Origin of the sequence: Enterococcus sp. DIV0294 (assembly GCF_050558155.1) — a bacterium.
GTDB lineage: Bacteria > Bacillota > Bacilli > Lactobacillales > Enterococcaceae > Enterococcus > Enterococcus faecalis.
Map to the genome: position 1 here is coordinate 643,673 of NZ_CP187889.1, position 17,928 is coordinate 661,600.

The 17,928-nt window shown below is 36.4% G+C and carries 14 protein-coding genes and 2 pseudogenes; 9 read left to right on the plus strand and 7 right to left on the minus strand.

Features of this window, described 5'->3' with window-relative positions; translation table 11 throughout:
- Nucleotides 1-11: 11 nt before the first annotated feature.
- From IGJ20_RS03180 to lepB, 3 genes and pseudogenes are all read left to right on the plus strand, one after another.
- On the plus strand, nt 12-1,307 hold the full coding sequence (locus IGJ20_RS03180; protein WP_014862144.1) for a hypothetical protein: 1,296 nt from the start codon (nt 12-14) through the stop codon (nt 1,305-1,307).
- Complete coding sequence (locus IGJ20_RS03185) at nt 1,288-1,614, plus strand: hypothetical protein (RefSeq protein ID WP_025191881.1); 327 nt, start codon at nt 1,288-1,290, stop codon at nt 1,612-1,614. The genes IGJ20_RS03180 and IGJ20_RS03185 overlap by 20 nt, the downstream gene beginning before the upstream one ends.
- Before the next feature lie 58 nt (nt 1,615-1,672).
- Nucleotides 1,673-2,421, plus strand: a pseudogene (lepB, locus tag IGJ20_RS03190) (signal peptidase I).
- A gap of 53 nt (nt 2,422-2,474) precedes the next feature.
- On the opposite strand, the gene IGJ20_RS03195 reads toward lepB, so the two are convergent.
- Nucleotides 2,475-3,953 (minus strand): helix-turn-helix domain-containing protein, encoded by a 1,479-nt coding sequence (locus IGJ20_RS03195; RefSeq protein WP_202522351.1) that lies wholly within the window; start codon nt 3,951-3,953, stop codon nt 2,475-2,477.
- 173 nt (nt 3,954-4,126) lie between these two features.
- On the opposite strand from IGJ20_RS03195, the gene IGJ20_RS03200 reads away from it, so the two are divergent.
- The 5 genes from IGJ20_RS03200 to IGJ20_RS03220 all read left to right on the plus strand — a co-directional run bounded on the left by IGJ20_RS03200 (nt 4,127) and on the right by IGJ20_RS03220 (nt 11,519).
- Nucleotides 4,127-4,879 carry a tyrosine-protein phosphatase gene (locus IGJ20_RS03200; protein ID WP_002355736.1) on the plus strand — a complete coding sequence of 251 codons (753 nt, stop codon included), beginning with the start codon at nt 4,127-4,129 and terminating at the stop codon, nt 4,877-4,879.
- Nucleotides 4,880-4,957: 78 nt separating this feature from the next.
- Nucleotides 4,958-5,188, plus strand: a complete 231-nt coding sequence (locus IGJ20_RS03205) for a hypothetical protein (RefSeq protein WP_002355737.1) — start codon at nt 4,958-4,960, stop codon at nt 5,186-5,188.
- Nucleotides 5,189-5,308: 120 nt separating this feature from the next.
- Entirely contained in the window at nt 5,309-8,008 is a 2,700-nt protein-coding gene (locus IGJ20_RS03210; RefSeq protein ID WP_080005023.1) for a YhgE/Pip domain-containing protein, read from the plus strand.
- Nucleotides 8,009-8,228: 220 nt separating this feature from the next.
- Entirely contained in the window at nt 8,229-9,398 is a 1,170-nt protein-coding gene (locus IGJ20_RS03215) for a cation diffusion facilitator family transporter (protein WP_430605250.1), read from the plus strand.
- A 297-nt stretch (nt 9,399-9,695) separates the two neighbouring features.
- Nucleotides 9,696-11,519 carry an APC family permease gene (locus tag IGJ20_RS03220; RefSeq protein WP_002379167.1) on the plus strand — a complete coding sequence of 608 codons (1,824 nt, stop codon included), beginning with the start codon at nt 9,696-9,698 and terminating at the stop codon, nt 11,517-11,519.
- Between the two features lie 34 nt (nt 11,520-11,553).
- Here IGJ20_RS03220 and IGJ20_RS03225 read toward each other — a convergent pair whose 3' ends face one another.
- From IGJ20_RS03225 to IGJ20_RS03250, 6 genes and pseudogenes are all read right to left on the minus strand, one after another.
- A complete protein-coding gene (locus tag IGJ20_RS03225; protein ID WP_002361333.1) occupies nt 11,554-12,018 on the minus strand; it encodes a GNAT family N-acetyltransferase in 465 nt (154 codons plus the stop codon).
- Between the two features lie 71 nt (nt 12,019-12,089).
- On the minus strand, nt 12,090-12,752 hold the full coding sequence (locus tag IGJ20_RS03230) for an ABC transporter permease (protein WP_002363261.1): 663 nt from the start codon (nt 12,750-12,752) through the stop codon (nt 12,090-12,092).
- A 3-nt stretch (nt 12,753-12,755) separates the two neighbouring features.
- A complete protein-coding gene (locus IGJ20_RS03235; protein WP_002355743.1) occupies nt 12,756-13,676 on the minus strand; it encodes an osmoprotectant ABC transporter substrate-binding protein in 921 nt (306 codons plus the stop codon).
- A 2-nt stretch (nt 13,677-13,678) separates the two neighbouring features.
- Nucleotides 13,679-14,314 (minus strand): ABC transporter permease, encoded by a 636-nt coding sequence (locus IGJ20_RS03240; RefSeq protein WP_002355744.1) that lies wholly within the window; start codon nt 14,312-14,314, stop codon nt 13,679-13,681.
- A gap of 3 nt (nt 14,315-14,317) precedes the next feature.
- Nucleotides 14,318-15,511 carry a betaine/proline/choline family ABC transporter ATP-binding protein gene (locus IGJ20_RS03245; RefSeq protein WP_002355745.1) on the minus strand — a complete coding sequence of 398 codons (1,194 nt, stop codon included), beginning with the start codon at nt 15,509-15,511 and terminating at the stop codon, nt 14,318-14,320.
- A gap of 626 nt (nt 15,512-16,137) precedes the next feature.
- Nucleotides 16,138-16,728, minus strand: a pseudogene (locus IGJ20_RS03250) (VOC family protein); the annotation flags it as partial.
- An 81-nt stretch (nt 16,729-16,809) separates the two neighbouring features.
- Here IGJ20_RS03250 and IGJ20_RS03255 point away from each other — a divergent pair.
- Nucleotides 16,810-17,853 carry an IS1595-like element ISBsp6 family transposase gene (locus IGJ20_RS03255; RefSeq protein WP_076611814.1) on the plus strand — a complete coding sequence of 348 codons (1,044 nt, stop codon included), beginning with the start codon at nt 16,810-16,812 and terminating at the stop codon, nt 17,851-17,853.
- Nucleotides 17,854-17,928 lie beyond the last annotated feature (75 nt).

Genomic DNA, 17,928 nt, shown 5'->3' on the forward strand with positions numbered 1-17,928 from the left:
AGGACATATATATGACAAAAAGACGTTTAATCAAAAAAATTAAAGATATTTCGGATGATACGCTTGAAAAAGAAGTCTTTTTTCAGCCAGGATTCGAACCAGAAAAAATAATTAGCGGAATCAAACCAGAACAACAGGAAAAAGAAATGGCGACGTTAAGAGAAAGGCTCGCCTACTATCAGAAAAAAGAAACAGCCTTTAAAAAACTTCAAGAAGAAAATGAGCAATTAAAGAACCAACAAGAAACGGAAAAACAAGCATTAGAAGAAAAAAATCAGGCATTACTTGAAACACTAAATCAAAAAGAACATGAAATTTTTGAATTGGAAGAGCAACTGGAAACAAACAGTGAAACCACGACAGAGGCTACTACTCTTCAAACAAATCTGCAAAATGCAGAAAAACAATTAACCACTGTACATAATCAAATGGAACGTTTAGAAAGTGAATTAACGCAGCAAGTGGCAGAATTAGAAAAAGAATCGGCTGAACAGCAACAACATATCCAGACATTACACAACCAGTTAGCAGAAGAAAAAGGAAAGTTGGAGAAAAAAGGGGATATTACAGGAATGGAAAAGCAAGTAGAAACGTTAACGACAGAATTAGAAGAAAGCACAATGACTCAACAAGCATTGCAGGAACAAATTGAAAAACTAACTGTACAATTACAAAAAGTAGAAGCCGAAAAACAAACCTTACAAGAGGCTGCCCAACAAGAAGTGATTGTGCAACAACGCATGGAGGAGTTAAAGAATGAGCTTCAAAATAGTTTACAACAAAAAAATGAAGCAGAAGTAAAACTAGGTCGACTACAAGGTGTTAATGACAAACATCTTGCTGAAAAGCAAGTTTACGAAGGGGAATTAGCTGCTCTAAGAAAAGAAGTAGAGGCCAAAGAAGACAATTTAGAACAAGTTCAAAAAGAATTGAAGACACTACAAGCCGTTTCAAAAAATATTGAACCGAGTAGTGAGCAGTTAACAGAACTGCTACGCGCAAAACAGCAAATTAACGATTTATTAATGAAAAATCAGCAATTACAAGAAGAGGCTTTAAAATCGCAACAAGAAATTGGCGAAGTGATGGTTTCTGCCAAAAAAGAAGCTAATCGTATTGTTAATGAAGCGAAAGTAGAAGCAAAACACCTAATCAATTCCGCAGAATTAGAAATGTTAAATATTGGTAACCGAGCGAAAAGTATTTCGAATGAAGTCGAAGCATCAAAAGTAGAAGTACTTGAGATTTATCGCGAATTAGAGGAACGTTTAACTAAACTGACACGTCTTGAACAAGATAATTATTAATAAAATGGTCAGTAAAAAGTTAATGGGAGCAAGGAAACTACATTGTCTTGGGGTCCTTTTTTTAGCTGTTACATTAAGTAGCTCCGCAGAAAGATTACAGGCTGCTGCTGTCTCAAAGGAAGAGCAGTCGCTAAGGCAACCGCTTATCAGGAAAAACATAGTAACAGAGAAGAGCGAATATCTTGTAGAAGCAAATCAAAGTATTTGGGAGCTGGCACAAGATGCGCAGAAACCATTGAATCAGTTTATGAAGGAAAACCAGTTACGTAGTAGCTATATTAAAAAAGGAACGCAATTAGTCAAATAGAAAAAAGGAGTAAAGAAAGGAAAAGTTTATTTAAGGAGCTTTTCCTTTTAAGAAAACGATGGAAGAATGGATAAAGCCAGTTATGCGAACAATTCGCCACATTAAGCGCGCCTTCTTGAAGCAAAAGTTGCCTGAGACATATCAGCTAAAAAAGCAAAAGACTAACAAAGCAACGGAATATTTGCTTGAGCAAACAGGTAACCATCAATCAATAAGAGGACCGCAAAGAAAAATGACCGCTGAAGAGATTAAAAAAAGCGGCAAGCCTACCAAAAGAAACAACGCATCCAAGTCGTTAAATTTTTTATGCCAGCTATTCTTTTCGCTATTTTTGTGTTCTTTTTTGTGTTAAAGACATCTAGCTACCCAATTGCTGGGCAATCCATGAAGCCGACACTTAACGCTGGGGAACGAGTCTTAGTACAACGGACGAAGCAAGTAACAAGGTACGATGTGATTGCATTTAAAGCACCGCTAGCTAGCAAAGGTACGTACGTCAAGCGAATTATCGGGGTTCCTGGTGATCGAATTTGGGTAAACGAGACAAAACTTTATCTTTCGGAAGAACCTATAGCAAGTGATAATGAGGCATTACCTGAGAATGCCAGTCGTTTTGACTTATCAGAAGAAGCGGCAGCCCAACTTCGCCTGTTTCAGAAGATTCCAGCTGGTCATTACTTTGTCTTAGGGGACAATCGTACGCATTCAAGTGATAGTCGTACGTTCGGCTTTGTCGAGATACAAGCGATTGAAGGAATCGTGGTATTTAAAATGGCGCCGTTTAAGGAAATAGGGAAAGTAAAATAAAAAGCTTAAGTCAGCCATCTGAGAGTAGGGCACTTAAGCTTTTTTATTAGAGATTATTTGCCCAATAACAATTGAATGATTTTTTCAATTGATTGTAGATCGTAACGATTACTAATATCTGAAAAAATATAGTAATGGTCATACTGGGCAACGAGCTGTTCATTATTGGTATTCATTAAAAGCAAATCATAATGGTTTTCTGCGTTGTAAGGCTCAATTTTCAGCGGATATTTTCCAGCGATACTCTGTTGTATTTTTTGTGCTACCAACTCGCTATAAGCACTGCTCAGTGAGTGATAAACGCCAATGGTTATTTTTTTTTCATTTAATTCAGCAATGTGATTCAAAATAAGCGTATAATTAATTTCAGTAAATTGATTTTGGTACTTAGAAGTAGTGGCTTTTGTGGCAAAGTTCGTTGTAGCGATTTCCACTAATTCGTAAACTTCACTTTCACTAAAAGGATGACGTAAGACTTTCAAAAGTGACTGAATCGTCCAATAATCAAAGGGTAAAATAAATCCTGAAAAATAATAGAGTTGCGCATGTAATTGGAAAAGTAAATTTTCAATATAAAGTAGCCGAATAGGCAGTACGTAATGGGATAAATAACCACGTGCTTTAAGGTACGTTAAAATGACCCGGTTCATTTCGTTAAGATACGTTTTTTCAATTCGTTGTTGTTTTGCTAAACGAAAGGCGAAAGCAGCATTCGCAGAATAATTATGCATGGAACAAAAAAAGTCATAAAACATATAGGCTTCGTTGATTGTATATGGACGGTCGATTCTTTTCATATATGTATGTATAGATAAATTAATTTCTTCAAATAAAGGTCGATCGAGTTGGACATCATGTGGACTAATCGTTGGCAGGGGTTCTAAAACCATGCGACGAAAAGAAATTTTCATCCAAAGTTTAATTTGGAGAATTTCTGTATGGTCAAAGGTAATTCTGGGGATTTCTTGTAATATCTCGATTAATCCTAGGTATTGATTGGCCAGTTCTTTTTCTAAATCTGTTTTTTCTTCAAAGATAAACCAGAAAAAATTAAAAAAGAAAAAGCGAATTTGTTTTTCTTCGCCGACAAGTTTTCCTCGTTTGATACGTAAATTAAACTCATTAAGTAAGTCATTTAATTCAACAATTTTTCGATAATAGGTAGCAGAGCTAATGGCATAATTCTGTTGGAAATACCCGCCATTTATTTCATTTTTATGGAAGAGTTGCTGGACCATGTGAAACTTAATAGATTTATCTAAGAACAACATGATCATTGCTTTCATGGAAAAGGTAGGCGCTTTATTTAGATATAGAGTGTCACCTAATACTGTTAAGGTGAGGTTTTCTTGAAGTTGCTCTTCTTTCAAAAATTGCTCTAAAAAAGAAAGATACTCATTCAATGTTGGTAAACTAATATTGAAAAAATCTACTAATTCATTTCGTGTCGCTTGACCTTTATTATTATATAGGAACAATAAAATATCATTCATATAATCATAAGGCTTTTCTAAAAAATCTCGTTTTAGCATCGTTACTCACCTCTCTTTTAAGAATACTGTATCTATGATAAAATGGCAATAAACAACTGATAAAAAGATTGTTTTTTGAGGTGTTTTTTATTATCGTTGAGAAAAAGAAATAAAAAGAAAAAACAAAGTATTTAAATGATAACAAAATAATTAAAATGAAGGAGCGATAGAACATGAACAGCGTGGTGAACTTTAGAGATATTGGAGGATTTCCAACGCAACAAGGCACAGTTGTCAAGACAGGGCATTTTTTTCGGAGTGGTGAACTCGTCAATGTTGCACAAGCGGATCAACAGAAACTGGTAGAGGACTATCAAATTAAACGAATCTATGATTTTAGAAGTGCAGCGGAAACGCAAGAACGACCAGATGATTCAATTCAAGGAACCAACTATCTACATATAGATATTTTGGCCGATATTCAGGCGCAGACTGCTTCATTAGAAGGAATGCTTAAAACGGTTGGTTCACCCGATGAAGCAATGGACATGGCTTATAAAGAAATGGTTCTTTCCAATTCGGGGCGCAAAGGTTACCAAACATTTTTTGAAAACTTTTTAAGTTATCCACAGGAAGCTATTTTATTTCATTGTTTCGCAGGAAAAGATCGAACAGGAATCGGCGCAGCCTTGATATTAAGTGCTTTAGGTGTGGAACATTCTTATATTTTAGAAGATTATTTAAAGACGAATGAGCAAAGAAAAACCGCTAACGAGCAAATTATTGCGCAATATCAAGCAAATGGAACGCCTCCAGCAGAAATTCAACAATTAGAAACGCTACTTTATGTGAAAAAAGAGTACTTAGCGACCGCTTTACAGGCGATTGAAAAAGAATTTGGTTCGGTAGAGGGCTATTTAAAAGAGGGACTCGGCTTACCTTTATCCGCCAAAAAAGACATGCTAAGTCTGTACACAAAATCATAGATCCTAAAAAAAGGACTATTCTTTCTAAAAAAGAAGTTTTATAATAGAAAAGAATCTGTTTGTAAGGAGGGATAGGGAATGAAAGAAGGACAAGAACAATTCTTAACGTTCATACTAGATCGAACAAAAGAAGATAAAAAAGAAAAAATGCAAGCGCTACTTGCAGAAATGTTTGAACGCCAACAAACAGGCAAATTAGATAAAATGTACTTGATGACAAAAGCACCAAAACTTTTGGCTTATTTAAAACCAGAAGCCATTGATGAAGTTAAACAAGTCGTTTCGGAATTTTCTAAAAATATGAAATAAACAATCTTAGCTTGAACTTACGACATTTTAAAAATGTGTCGTAACATTCAAGCTTTTGTTTGTTATTCTCTTGTATTTTATGCTAAAGTTATTCAGGCACAAAAAAAAGCAGGTGATTTTATGAAACATATAAAAAATACATGGGAACTATTTATTTTAGATTGGAAAAGAATTTTTAAAAACCCAGTAGCAACATTTTTGATTGTTGCCTTAATGATTATTCCATCATTATATGCATGGTTTAACATTAAAGCACTATGGGATCCGTATTCAAATACAGGAGAGTTACCAATAGCGGTCTATAGTGATGACCAAACAGCAACTTTTCAAGATAAATCGGTCAATATTGGTGATGAAGTCTTGAAAAACTTGAAGAAAAACAAGCAATTGGGTTGGCGTTTTGTTGATTCGAAAAAGGAATTAGACAAAGGGGTCCAATCAGGAAAATATTTTGCCGGGATTTATTTACCTAAAGATTTTTCCAAAGATTTGCTAAGTTTTACTTCTGGTGATATCAATAAACCTAAAATTGAATACTCAATTAACGAAAAAATTAATGCAATTGCGCCGAAAATTACGTCAAAAGGCGCTTCTTCCATTCAGTCACAAATTTCGGAAGAATTCATCAAAACGGCAAGTAGTACGTTAATCAAAACATTCAATGATATTGGCTATGATATTGATAAAAACATGGTCAGCATTCAAAAAGTTAAGAGCATGATTTTAGATACAGATGCCAACATTGGAACCATTGATACGTATGCAAAACAAGTCACAGACTTACATGGTAAGATGCCAGAGCTAAAAGAAAAATTAGCGAAAGCCAACGATGCGATGAAATATTTACCTGAAGTTGATGCTTTAGGAGAGAAGATTGTTGAGCTAAATGGTAAAATGCCAAGCATCAAAGAACAAGCTAGTGTTATTTTGACGTTACAAGAAAAAATTCCAGAAATTCAAAACGCTGGCCGACAAATTGCTATGATTGATGAAGACTTTGCCTCTGTGGAACAAACAATGAGCGAAGGAATCCAAGAAGCAAAACAAGGATTAGAAATCATTCAACAAGTCCAAACGGCGTTACCAGATATTCGTAAACTAGGTGATCAAGCCAATGATTTAGGGAATGTCACATTAGATGGCGCCAATAAATTGCAAGAGGCGTTACCAAGCATTACGAATAGCGTGAATGTAACAATTGAATCATTACAAACGATTAGTTCAAATATAAATTCAATTGCTGGCCAAATTAACCAATTAATCGCAGACGGTGAATTAACACCAGAAGAAAGACAACAATTAGGTGAAATTTTAAATCGCTTTTCTGAAAGTTTGACCAATCAAATTGTAGCGGCCAATCAATTAATTGATACATTAACAAAATTACAAGAAGCTGCTGGAAATAATGATTTAGCAATACCTATTCAAGGGTTAAAAGATTTAATTAGTGTTCTTACAGGGCTACAAAAACGTATCGATGAAATTGATGTAAATTCAACAACTGTAGAGGATATAAAAAACGTAGTTAAAGAAATCCAAATCGTTTCTAAGGAAGTTTCAAAGTCTCTTTCAGGTGTAACTGCCAATAACGTAAGCAACACTGTTAGCAACATTACAAGTAAATTAATTGCTACCATCCAAAACGCTCAAGGCCAACTAAACAAAGCGCAACAAATTGACTTTGAAGGTTTATTGAGCTCAACAAGTCAAACGGTCACTAATGCGATTTCTTTATTAGAAAAATATCAAGCCGAAATGCCGGCAATTAAACAAGAAATTCATGATGCGAATACGATGTTGAATGGCAATATGGAAACCATTGTCAATGGCATTAATCGTGGTGCTGATTTGTATAAAAACGATTTACCAGTCATTCAAGATAAAGTCAGCAAAGCGGCAGCCTTTATGCAAAATGACTATCCAGGTATCCGAAAAGATTTAACGAATACCTTGAAAACAGTCAATGAGAAAATGCCAGATGTTGAAGCGGCCTTGGACAAAGCCAACGAGCTAATTATTAATGATTGGCCAAATATCAAAACAGGATTACACAAAGCAGCGAATGCAATCCGTAAAGGTGAAAAAGAAGTTGATTTAGGCGAAATTCTTAAATTACTAAAATTAGATGCCAATAAAGAAAGTGACTTCTTTACACAACCAGTTGAAGTCAAAGAACATGCTGTTTATCCGATTGCTAATAATGGTTCGGCAAGTACGCCATTCTATACAGCTTTGTGTTTATGGGTTGGTGCTGTATTATTCTCAAGTGTTGCGACAACGGATGTTTATCTTGAAGGAAAAGATAAAAAACGCTTCTCTAAACGGGAACAATTTTCAGCACGGATGTTTACCTTCATTGTCATGGGGATTGGTCAAGCACTGATTGTAACCTTAGGTAATTATTTTGCGTTAGGCGTAGATGTTCGTAATCCAGCGTATAGCGTCTGGTTTGCGGTATTGATTGCCATTACGTTTATGATAATGGTTTATGTGCTTGTTGCTCTCTTTGGCAATGTAGGGAAAGGAATTGCGATAATAATCTTGGTACTGTCCATCTCTGGTGGGGGTGGGAACTACCCAATTCAAGTCTCAGGTAAATTCTTCCAAATGATTAATCCGTTCTTGCCGTTTACGCATGCCGTGAACTTGCTAAGGGAATCAGCAGGAGGCATTTACTGGCCAAATGCTTGGTTTGCCATTTGGATTATGGTGGGGATTTCAGTCGTCTTTAGTATTGGCGGTGCAATTCTTTATCCACATCTAGAACACAGATCGAAAAAATTTGCGGCTTTAGCACAAAAGAGCCATTTATTCCATTAAAAAACAAAAAGCTGAAAACGTCTTTAGCGTTTTCGGCTTTTTGTTTTTCTTTATTTTCAAGGCAACCCTAACAAAGAAGTTTTGGGGGCTCTTGCTTTTGACTTTTTGGCAATGCTAAATAATAAAATCTCCCTCAGAAAGTGAGGTTTTTTGTGTACAAATGTATAAAAAGGTTTTATAGTATTTTTTTAAGAAATAAAAAGTGGGTAGGGGTTGTAAAATGATTCAAGCATTGCTTCAACGATATGAGAAAAAAATTGAACGTCGTAAATTGGAAAAACGAACAGCATTCGGTGCTTTTGCCGGGCGGATTGGGCTTGTTTCTAATTTATTTTTATTCGTTAGTAAATTTATGATTGGCTTGCTTTCAGGTAGTGTTTCAATCATGGCAGATGCCATTAATAGCTTGTCCGATACTATTTCTTCAGTTTTAACATTAGTCGGTTTTTATATTGCTGGTAAGCCAGCGGATAAAGAACATCCCTATGGCCATGAACGTTTTGAATATATTAGTGGAATGCTTGTATCATTAGTGATTACGTTTATTGGGTTTGAGTTTCTAACGACCTCCGTGGATCGCATCCTGCATCCAGAATCAATCAAGGTGACACCTATTTTATTTGCTGTTTTAGCTTTATCAATTGGGATTAAAATTTGGCAAGGGCTGTTTTACAAAAAAGTATCAGCAAAAATTGATTCTCAAGCATTAGTTGCTTCTGCTAAGGATAGCTTTAATGATGTTTATACTACATTAGCTGTTTTGATTTCTGCATTTATTGAAGGCGTCACTGGTTTGCGAATTGATGGATATATTGGTTTTTTAATTGCTGCATATATTATTTATAGTGGCTTGCAGTTAATTAGCGAATTTATTAATGAGTTGATGGGCATGCGTCCGAGCCAAACAGAAATTGATGAAATGAAAAATGTCTTATCAAAAATGGAAACAATTGTAGGATATCACGATTTACTGATTCATAATTATGGTCCCAGCCAAACGTTTGCGTCTGTTCACATTGAAATTGATGATCGCTGGGATTTAAATAAAGCCCATCAGACAATTGATGCGATTGAAGCGAAGTTTAAAGAAGAATTGGATGTTAACCTTGTTTGTCATATTGATCCAGTGAATTTATATGACCCAACACAACAATTTGTTCATCAAACAATCAAAAAGATTATTCGTTCTTTTGACGCGTCTTTAAAAGTTCATGATATCCGCTTAGTTACCCATGGCGAAGAGCCGAAGATTTTGTTCGACTTGGTTTTGCCTACAGAATCAAAATTATCTGAATTTGAACTGGGTGTGGAAATTCAACGGCAAGTTTATGAAAAAATTGGTCGTTATAAAGTGGAAATTACCTTCGATCATACGTACTTGTTACAATAAAAGGGAATAATTAACTAAGTTTTTAAGCGTGAGCCAAAAGGTCAAATAGACTTTTAGCTCTCGCTTTTTTGTTTAGAGAATGCAAATCCTTTTGTTATCTGGATTCTCTTGATAAGATAAAAGAAGCGGGGGACTGTAAATGAGTGTCTGATTAAAAAAAGATGGTGATTTTTTTATCTTTTTCAGTAACAAAAATCAATTGACTTTTCATTGTGAGAAGCGTAGCATATGGATTTGTTTGATAAAAAATAATGAAAAAAGTGAGCGGGTCACTCTAGAGAAAAGGAGTAGAAAAAAATGGCGGATTTAAAACGACTGTTCATTGGGAAACCATTGAAATCAGCCGAAAATGATGAACATAAATTAAGCAGATTTGCAGCGCTTGCGTTGTTATCTTCTGATGCACTTTCATCCATTGCGTATGGTACAGAACAAATAGTGGTGGTTCTGGTTACTTTGTCGGCGGCTGCGATTTGGTATTCATTGCCAATTGCTGCATTTGTTATTATTTTACTTATTTCTTTAACATTGTCGTACCGACAAATTATTCATGCGTATCCGCATGGCGGCGGCGCATACGTTGTTAGTAGTGAAAACCTTGGCAGAAATGCAGGTTTATTGGCTGGTGGTTCGTTGTTAGTCGATTATATGCTAACAGTAGCCGTTTCAGTTTCAGCGGGCGCAGAGGCGATTATATCGGCGATTCCGGCGTTATATGGGCATCAAGTAGCAATTTCTATTGGGATTGTGATATTGATCACCTTAATGAACTTGAGAGGCCTGCGAGAATCTGCCTCGTTCTTAATGTTGCCAGTGTATAGTTTTATCGCAATTATTACCTTACTGATTGTTGTTGGGCTATTTAAAATTGTGACTGGCGCACAGCCATTGAATGCGACAGCTTTACCAGGAGCCGTGGTTCCAGGAATTTCTATTGCCTTAGTTCTACGGGCTTTTTCATCTGGTTCTTCTTCCTTAACAGGGGTTGAAGCAATCAGTAATGCAGTGCCATTCTTTAAGAAACCACGAGCAAAAAATGCTGCTGGGACGTTAGCGTTAATGGCAACGATTTTAGGGTTCTTCTTCGTGGGGATTACGTTTATTAACTATTGGTATGGGATTGTGCCAAAAGAAGAAGTGACAGTTCTTTCACAAATTGGGAAAGCGGTCTTTGGCCAAAATATTTTATATTATTTATTACAGTTTGCGACAGCCTTAATTTTAGCGGTTGCCGCTAACACAGGATTCTCAGCCTTTCCAGTTTTGGCTTATAACTTAGCCAAAGATAAGTTTATGCCGCATATGTATATGGATCGTGGCGACCGTTTAGGCTATTCAAATGGTATTTTAACTTTAGCTGCTGGTTCGATTGTTTTATTATTGATTTTCCAAGGTTCCACAGAACGTTTAATCCCATTGTATTCAATTGGTGTATTTATTCCGTTTGCTTTGTCTCAATCGGGCATGGTTGTAAAATGGCGAAAAGAAACTAAAAATTGGTTGCCAAAATCAATTGCTAACATTGTCGGCGCCTTTATCTCTTTCGCGATTATCGCCATTTTGTTTATTTATCGATTAGGGGATATCTGGCCGTTCTTTATTATTATGCCGGTGTTGATTTATGCATTTTATCGGGTCAATACTCACTATAAAAATGTGGCGGAACAGCTACGTTTAGAAGATGGGGCACAGTTGCATGAGTTTGACGGGAATACAGTTATTGTTTTAGTAGGGAACGTAACCAAAGCAAATGTCGGCGCCTTGAACTATGCGCGTTCCATTGGTGATTATGTTGTTGCCATGCATGTCTCAATGGATGAAAACGTTGAGAAGGAAAAAGAAATTCAGGAAGAGTTTAAAAAACACTTCCCGGACGTTCGTCTATCAATTGTCCATTCTTCGTATCGTTCACTGCAAAACCCTATCTTACGTTATGTTGATTTGGTTAGTAAAAATGCCACGAAGCATAACTACAGTACAACAGTTTTAGTACCACAATTTGTACCAAATAAACGTTGGCAAAATATTTTGCATAACCAAACAAGTTTACGCTTGCGGATTCGTTTAGCGTGGCGGGAAAATATTATTGTGGCTACCTATAGTTATCACTTGAAAAAATAAAAAAAAGTCTGCCATCTTTTGATGGCAGATTTTTTTATTGACGTAATTGTTTTTGATAAATTCTAGCGCAAGACTGCTCTTCGGTGGTTACCATTGTCAAAAATTCCCAGTCATATCTTTCATAAAAAGTAGTATGGTCTGTAAGCAGATAAAGCTTTTTAAATCCAGAATTAGCAAGAAAATCACCAACTGTTGTTAAAAGAATTCCTGCTAAGCCTTGGTGACGAAATGTTGGTTCGACATACAATGCACAAAGGTTTGGCGTAAGGTCTGCACGATTGTGGAAGTCATTATCAATTACGCCCACGCCTGCAACGATGTCCTGCTGTTTATTCAAGCAGACCCACCAATGAGGTACGTGGTTTTCGCTAGTTAGCATTTCCTGCATACTTGCTTGATACGCTTCAGCGGGGATTTGCCACTTTTGGCTAAACCATTGAGCAGCTGACGGAATTAAGTGTGGTTGTTGGTTTAAATCGATAATAGTATAGTTAGACATTATTGATCTCCTAGATAAAAGAACAGATCCCATTGAAAAGAAACAATGTTGGATCTGCTCTGTATTTTTTATTAATTGGAATGTTTGCTAGCTGGGTCTAAACGACGTTCAATAATCCCTAGAACCCAATCTGTGATAATCGCCATAAAGGCCGTTGGTAAGGCACCGACTAAAATGATAGAAGCACCATCTGTGGCATTGGTTCCACGAATAATAATATCCCCTAAACCACCAGCACCAACGAAAGCACCAATCGCAGTAATCCCGATTGCGACGACTAACGCATTTCGAATACCTGCCATGATTACTGAAACAGATAAAGGTAACTCGACCATATAAAGAAGTTGTACTTTTGTCATACCCATTCCTTTACCAACATCTAAAATATTGCGATCTACTTGAATCATGCCAGTGTACGTATTTTTGATGATTGGTAGGAGAGAATAAAGGAAGACCGTTACAACCACCGTGTTGACGCCTAAGCCCATTCCCAACATTAAAATCGAAAGCATTGCCAAAGCTGGTACTGTTTGGATAATGTTCGCTAAACGGATAATCCAGTTGGCTAAGCTACGTTTACGTGAAATCATAATCCCAATAGGAATCCCGACAATTGCAGCAAAGATTACGCCATAAATCGAAATTAAAAAGTGACGTAAAAATTGTTGAAAGACGTAGCCGCCATTTTGTTGGAAATAGTAGATAAATTGTTGGAATAAATTCATATTATTCATCTGTTACTCCCCCTCAAAATAGTTATTTTCTTTTAAGAAACGTTCGGCTACGACCGCAGGTTCAATTAAATCATTATCTGCTTGATAGTTCAATTCTTGCATTTTTTTGGTAGAAATTTTACCATCTAAGCGATTTAAGACATCTTTAATTTCCGGCGTTTCTTTTAATAATTTGTCACTAACCACAGGAGCGGCATCATAAGGCGGGAAGAAGCGCTTGTCATCTTTTAACATGACTAAATCGTAACTACCAATCCGGCCATCTGTTGAGTAACCTAAGATAACGTCCATTTTTCCAGCGTTGACTGCATCGTACACCAAGCCAATTTGCATTGGTAAAATAGATTTAAATTGGAAGTTGTATTCCTTTTTAAAGCCTTCATAACCGTCGCCTTCACGTGTGATCCACGCAGTATCGACACCAGCAACTAATTTGTCTGCGACTTTCCCTAAATCACTGACTGTTTTTAAATTGTATTTCTCAGCCGTTTCTTTTGTAACTAAGAATACATAAGTATTTTCAAACCCATATGAAGGGAACCAAGTTTGTTGATAACGTTTTTCAAATTCTGATTGAACTAGGTTAAACGCTTTTTTAGGGTCTTTTTCCGCTGGTAAGCCCAGCGTAGTGGTCACGTCAGTACCAGTATAACGAGCTGCAGAAATTGAGGCATCTCCGTTTAACATTGCTTGGTGATTGATGGTAGTAGTGGCTAAGTTGTTAATCACATTTGTTTTTTTATCTGTGTAATGCTCAACCATATCCGCTACAATGCTTCCTAAAATCTGCGCTTCTGAAGTAATCCCACCTGTAATGGCGACAGTGTTATCATCAGAAGTTGAAGCGAGACCAGGTAAAGAACAACCTGCCAATAAAAGTAAACTGCTTAAGAAGAGTAAACTTAACTTGAGTTTCTTTTTCATCATTATTCGCCCTCCCTTAAAGCTTTTGGCGTTAAACGATTTTCTAATAATCCAAGAAGAACATCTGCTAAAAGCGCTAAAATAGTTACTGGAATAGTCCCACCAAAGATTAATTCTGGCTGATAGTTATTTAATCCACTGAAAATCATATCACCAAGACCACCTGCACCAATATAAGAAGCCAGTGTAGCCCAAGCAATGACATAGACAGCAGCTAAACGAATGCCGGCCATAATTGTTGGCATGGCAATGGGTAATTCAACACTAAAAATAGACTGTAAATTGGTCATGCCCATGCCTTTAGCAACATCTCGGTAATTTTCATCGACATTTTTCATTCCGATATACGTGTTTCTTAAAATAGGTAGAAGGGAATAGATGAATAGCGCGATAATAGCGGGTGTTTTGCCGACACCAAAAATTGGAATCATCAAAGCTAATAAAGCCAACGAAGGAACCGTTTGTAAGGCACTTGTTAAACCAATGACAATATTGGCTACTTTGGGCAAACGTGTTAACCAAACGCCAACGGGCACAGCGATAGCGACCCCTAATAAAAGTGCAAAGAATGAAATATAAATATGTTCAATACTTTTTGAAATCATTTCTGATCCATATTCTTGAAAGAAGCTACTCATTGCTTACGCCTCCTCTTTATCAGTTTCGGACTCGCTTTGTTTTGCTTCTACAGCTTCACTAATCGTTGTTTCATCGCCCCAGATAACATCATAAACAATGTCAACAAGGGAAGCACGTGTTAAGATGCCCACCACTCGTTTTTGTTCATCAACGACTGGCACATATTTTAAGCCACGTTTTAAGATTCTTTGTAAAGCATCACGTAAAAGAGCGGTTTTTTGAACAAAGAAGACATCTTTATTCAAGATATCACCAACACTAGAAGCTTTGCCACGTTGCTGATCTAATGTTTCAACATCGATAAAGCCTTTAAGCACATGGGAATTATCAACAACTAATAAGGTATCAACCCGTTTTTCACGCATCAATTTAATCGCTTCTTGTAAAGATTTTTCCGGCGTGATAGTAATAGCTGAATTTAACATGACTTCATCAACAGTGGTGAAATCAGGTTTGGCTTGTAATAGGCGATCTTCTCCGATGAGTTCTTCTACAAATTCATTGGCTGGATGACGTAAAATATTATCTGGTGTGTCAAATTGAATCACTTTGCCTTCGCTCATAATGGCAATTTTATTTGCTAATTTCAACGCTTCATCCATATCATGGGTAACAAAGACAATAGTTTTTCCTAAACGTTCTTGCAAATCTTTCACTAAATCTTGTAATGAATCACGGGTGATAGGATCTAAAGCACCAAAAGGTTCATCCATTAGAATAATATCTTGATTGGCAGCTAAAGCCCGCACAACGCCGATTCTTTGTTGTTGTCCCCCAGAAAGTTCATTGGGATAGCGGTCCAACATTTCTCGTGGTAACTCAACCAAATCAATCATTTTTTCGGCTATCTTATTGCGTTCTTCCACAGGTACTTTTAATAATTTAGGCACTAAAACGATATTTTCACGAATGGTCATGTGAGGCATCAAGCCGATATTTTGAATGACATAGCCAATTTGGCGACGTAGCTCTACAGGATTGATTTTTTGAATATCTTGGCCATCAATTAAAATTTTTCCTTTTGAAGGGTCGGTCATGCGGTTAAGCATCCGCATTGATGTTGTTTTTCCACTACCACTTGTTCCGATGAAGCAGATAAATTCACCTTTATCGAAAGACAAATTAATGTCATCAACGGCGACTTTTCCGCCTTTATAAAATTTTGATACATGCTGAAATTCTATCAACTTACTCACCTCAACTAAATATTTTGAAAATGTATCTTATTACTAGTATGCTATAAAAATGCGATTTCGACAAATGTAATCTATTTTTAATGGGAACAAGAAGGCGGTAAAATTTTTTTAATTCGTTCTAAAAAAAAGAAAAGATAACTATTGTTTAGTAAAAGTTGTCTGAACGAAACAAGATGTTAAAAAGAGTATTCTGAGAAGGGGGAAAAGCCGCTATAACAAAGAAAAGTGTCCTTTATAGCAAGTTGACGGGAGCTGAGTTTTTCATTAGAATGGAAAGAGAACAAGGGAATAAAATAAAAAAAGGCGCTTCATGATTTAGCGGCAACTAAATCACGAAGCCTTGAATAGTCACCTGTGCAAGTGGACCATCAAGTTGCCCGTTCAATCAATGGAAACCATTGATCACTTTTATTTTACTGAATTTTTGAAAAAATTACCAGTTTTTTTAAGAAGTAAGAAGTGGAAGAACGAAGGATGCTTTTTATGGAATGTGCAATGACGTTCAGAAAAATCTGAAGGTCATTTTTTATTCTCTTGTTCAAACATTCAAACATAGGGGAAGAGAGACGGACGTAATTTTGTCACCGATTATTACGTCCGTCTTCCGTTGTTTTCTAAAGCGTTGGTTACATGTCTTTGTAGAGGTTGGCTTCAATTGCAGTCCGTTTTGGTTCTAAAAAAGGCGGTAAAGCCAACGTTTCCCCTAAATGTTCCAGAGGCTCATCCAATGTAAAACCAGGAGTCAAAGTAGCAAATTCAACCCGATTCCCGCCTGGTTCACGAATGTATAAACTTTTAAAATATCCACGACTTACATACATTTCAATTTCCCAGCCTTGTGCTAAAGCGCGCGTGTGTAGTTCTTGTAATGCTTCATCATCAGCCACAGAAAAAGCAATATGATCCATACTGCCACGCCCCATTCGGCTTGTTTTATCCGACGTTGTTTGATGAACAGAAAAGCTTTCCGTCTCACTTAAAATAATCGTATTGCCAACTGTTTGCCAACCAAGAAATGTTTCAAAAAAGGCCAAGGTTTTTTCAGAATCTGGCACATGAAATTCAGTAGAGGCTAAACCGATAATTTGAACCGCTGCTGGAATGTCGTTAGAAACAACGAGTGTTTCTTTTAATGGATTTTCAGGAACTTCTGTCAGGATAATATGCGTATCATCTGGATCACTGAAATGTAGGCTCTTTTCTTTTTTATTGGCTCTGTTAAAGTTAGTTGTTGATAATTGATTTTAAAGAACGAATGTTCTATAATCGAACTAACTACATTAGGGTTGGTGATGATTGTGAGAGCGACTGAAATCCTTAAAGCCATTCAAAAATTAAATCCCGCAGAGAAGCACAGATTGCGTGAATATTTAATTGATGCACTAAGAGCATCAAGTTCGACTGGAACCGTTCTTCACGAAATATCTGAACGTAAGAATAAGAATGGGTATGAATGTCCTGATTGTACATCAGAACATATTGTTCGCTTCGGTAAATATACAACAATCGTTGATGGTGAAGAAGTTAAAAAGCAACGCTATCGCTGTAAGGCTTGTAAAAAGACATTTACCGACCTCACAAATACAGTTCTCTATCGAACTCGTCACCTTAACCAGTGGATTAAATTTATTGAGTGTATGATTGAAGGTTATTCTCTTCGGAAGTCTGCTAACTTAATCGGCAACATTACTCACGTCACTTTATTTTATTGGAGGCACAAACTATTATCATCGTTAAAGCAAATGGAAATACCAAATTTTGAAGGTATCGTTGAAATGGACGAGACCTATTTCTTGTACTCAGAAAAAGGACAAAGAAAAATTAAAGGTAGAAAACCTCGCAAACGTGGTGGTTCAGCAAAGAAACGTGGCATAAGTAATGAACAAGTGTGTGTATTAGTTGCAAGAGACCGTGACAAGACCACTATTTCGCAGATATTAGGTATGGGTAGATTAACGAAAGTACAGTTAGATAAAGCCATCGGGCATAAGCTTTCAAATGAAAATATACTATGCACGGATTCTTGGCGTGCATTTAAAACATATGCTGCTGAAAAGGGAATGGATATTTACCAATTCAAGTCCGATGGTAAAATTCGTACAAAGGGGCTTTACCACATCCAGAACGTGAATAATTATCATAGAAGACTAAAAGGTTGGATACAACGATTTAATGGTGTTGCGACCAAGTATTTAAACAATTACCTTGCTTGGTTTCAGGTCTTAGAAAGTATCCAACATCAAAGAAATGAAGTAACAATGAATGATTTGATAATCAGAGGGAATTTAGTACAGAATTCAGAAACTTATGATACAATTAGGTTAACTAAATTTGCTGTTTAAACAGTGTTTCTTATTCAACTAACGGGCAGATTTGTTTAGTAAGGATTTCAATATGGAAATAGAAATGCATGGTAA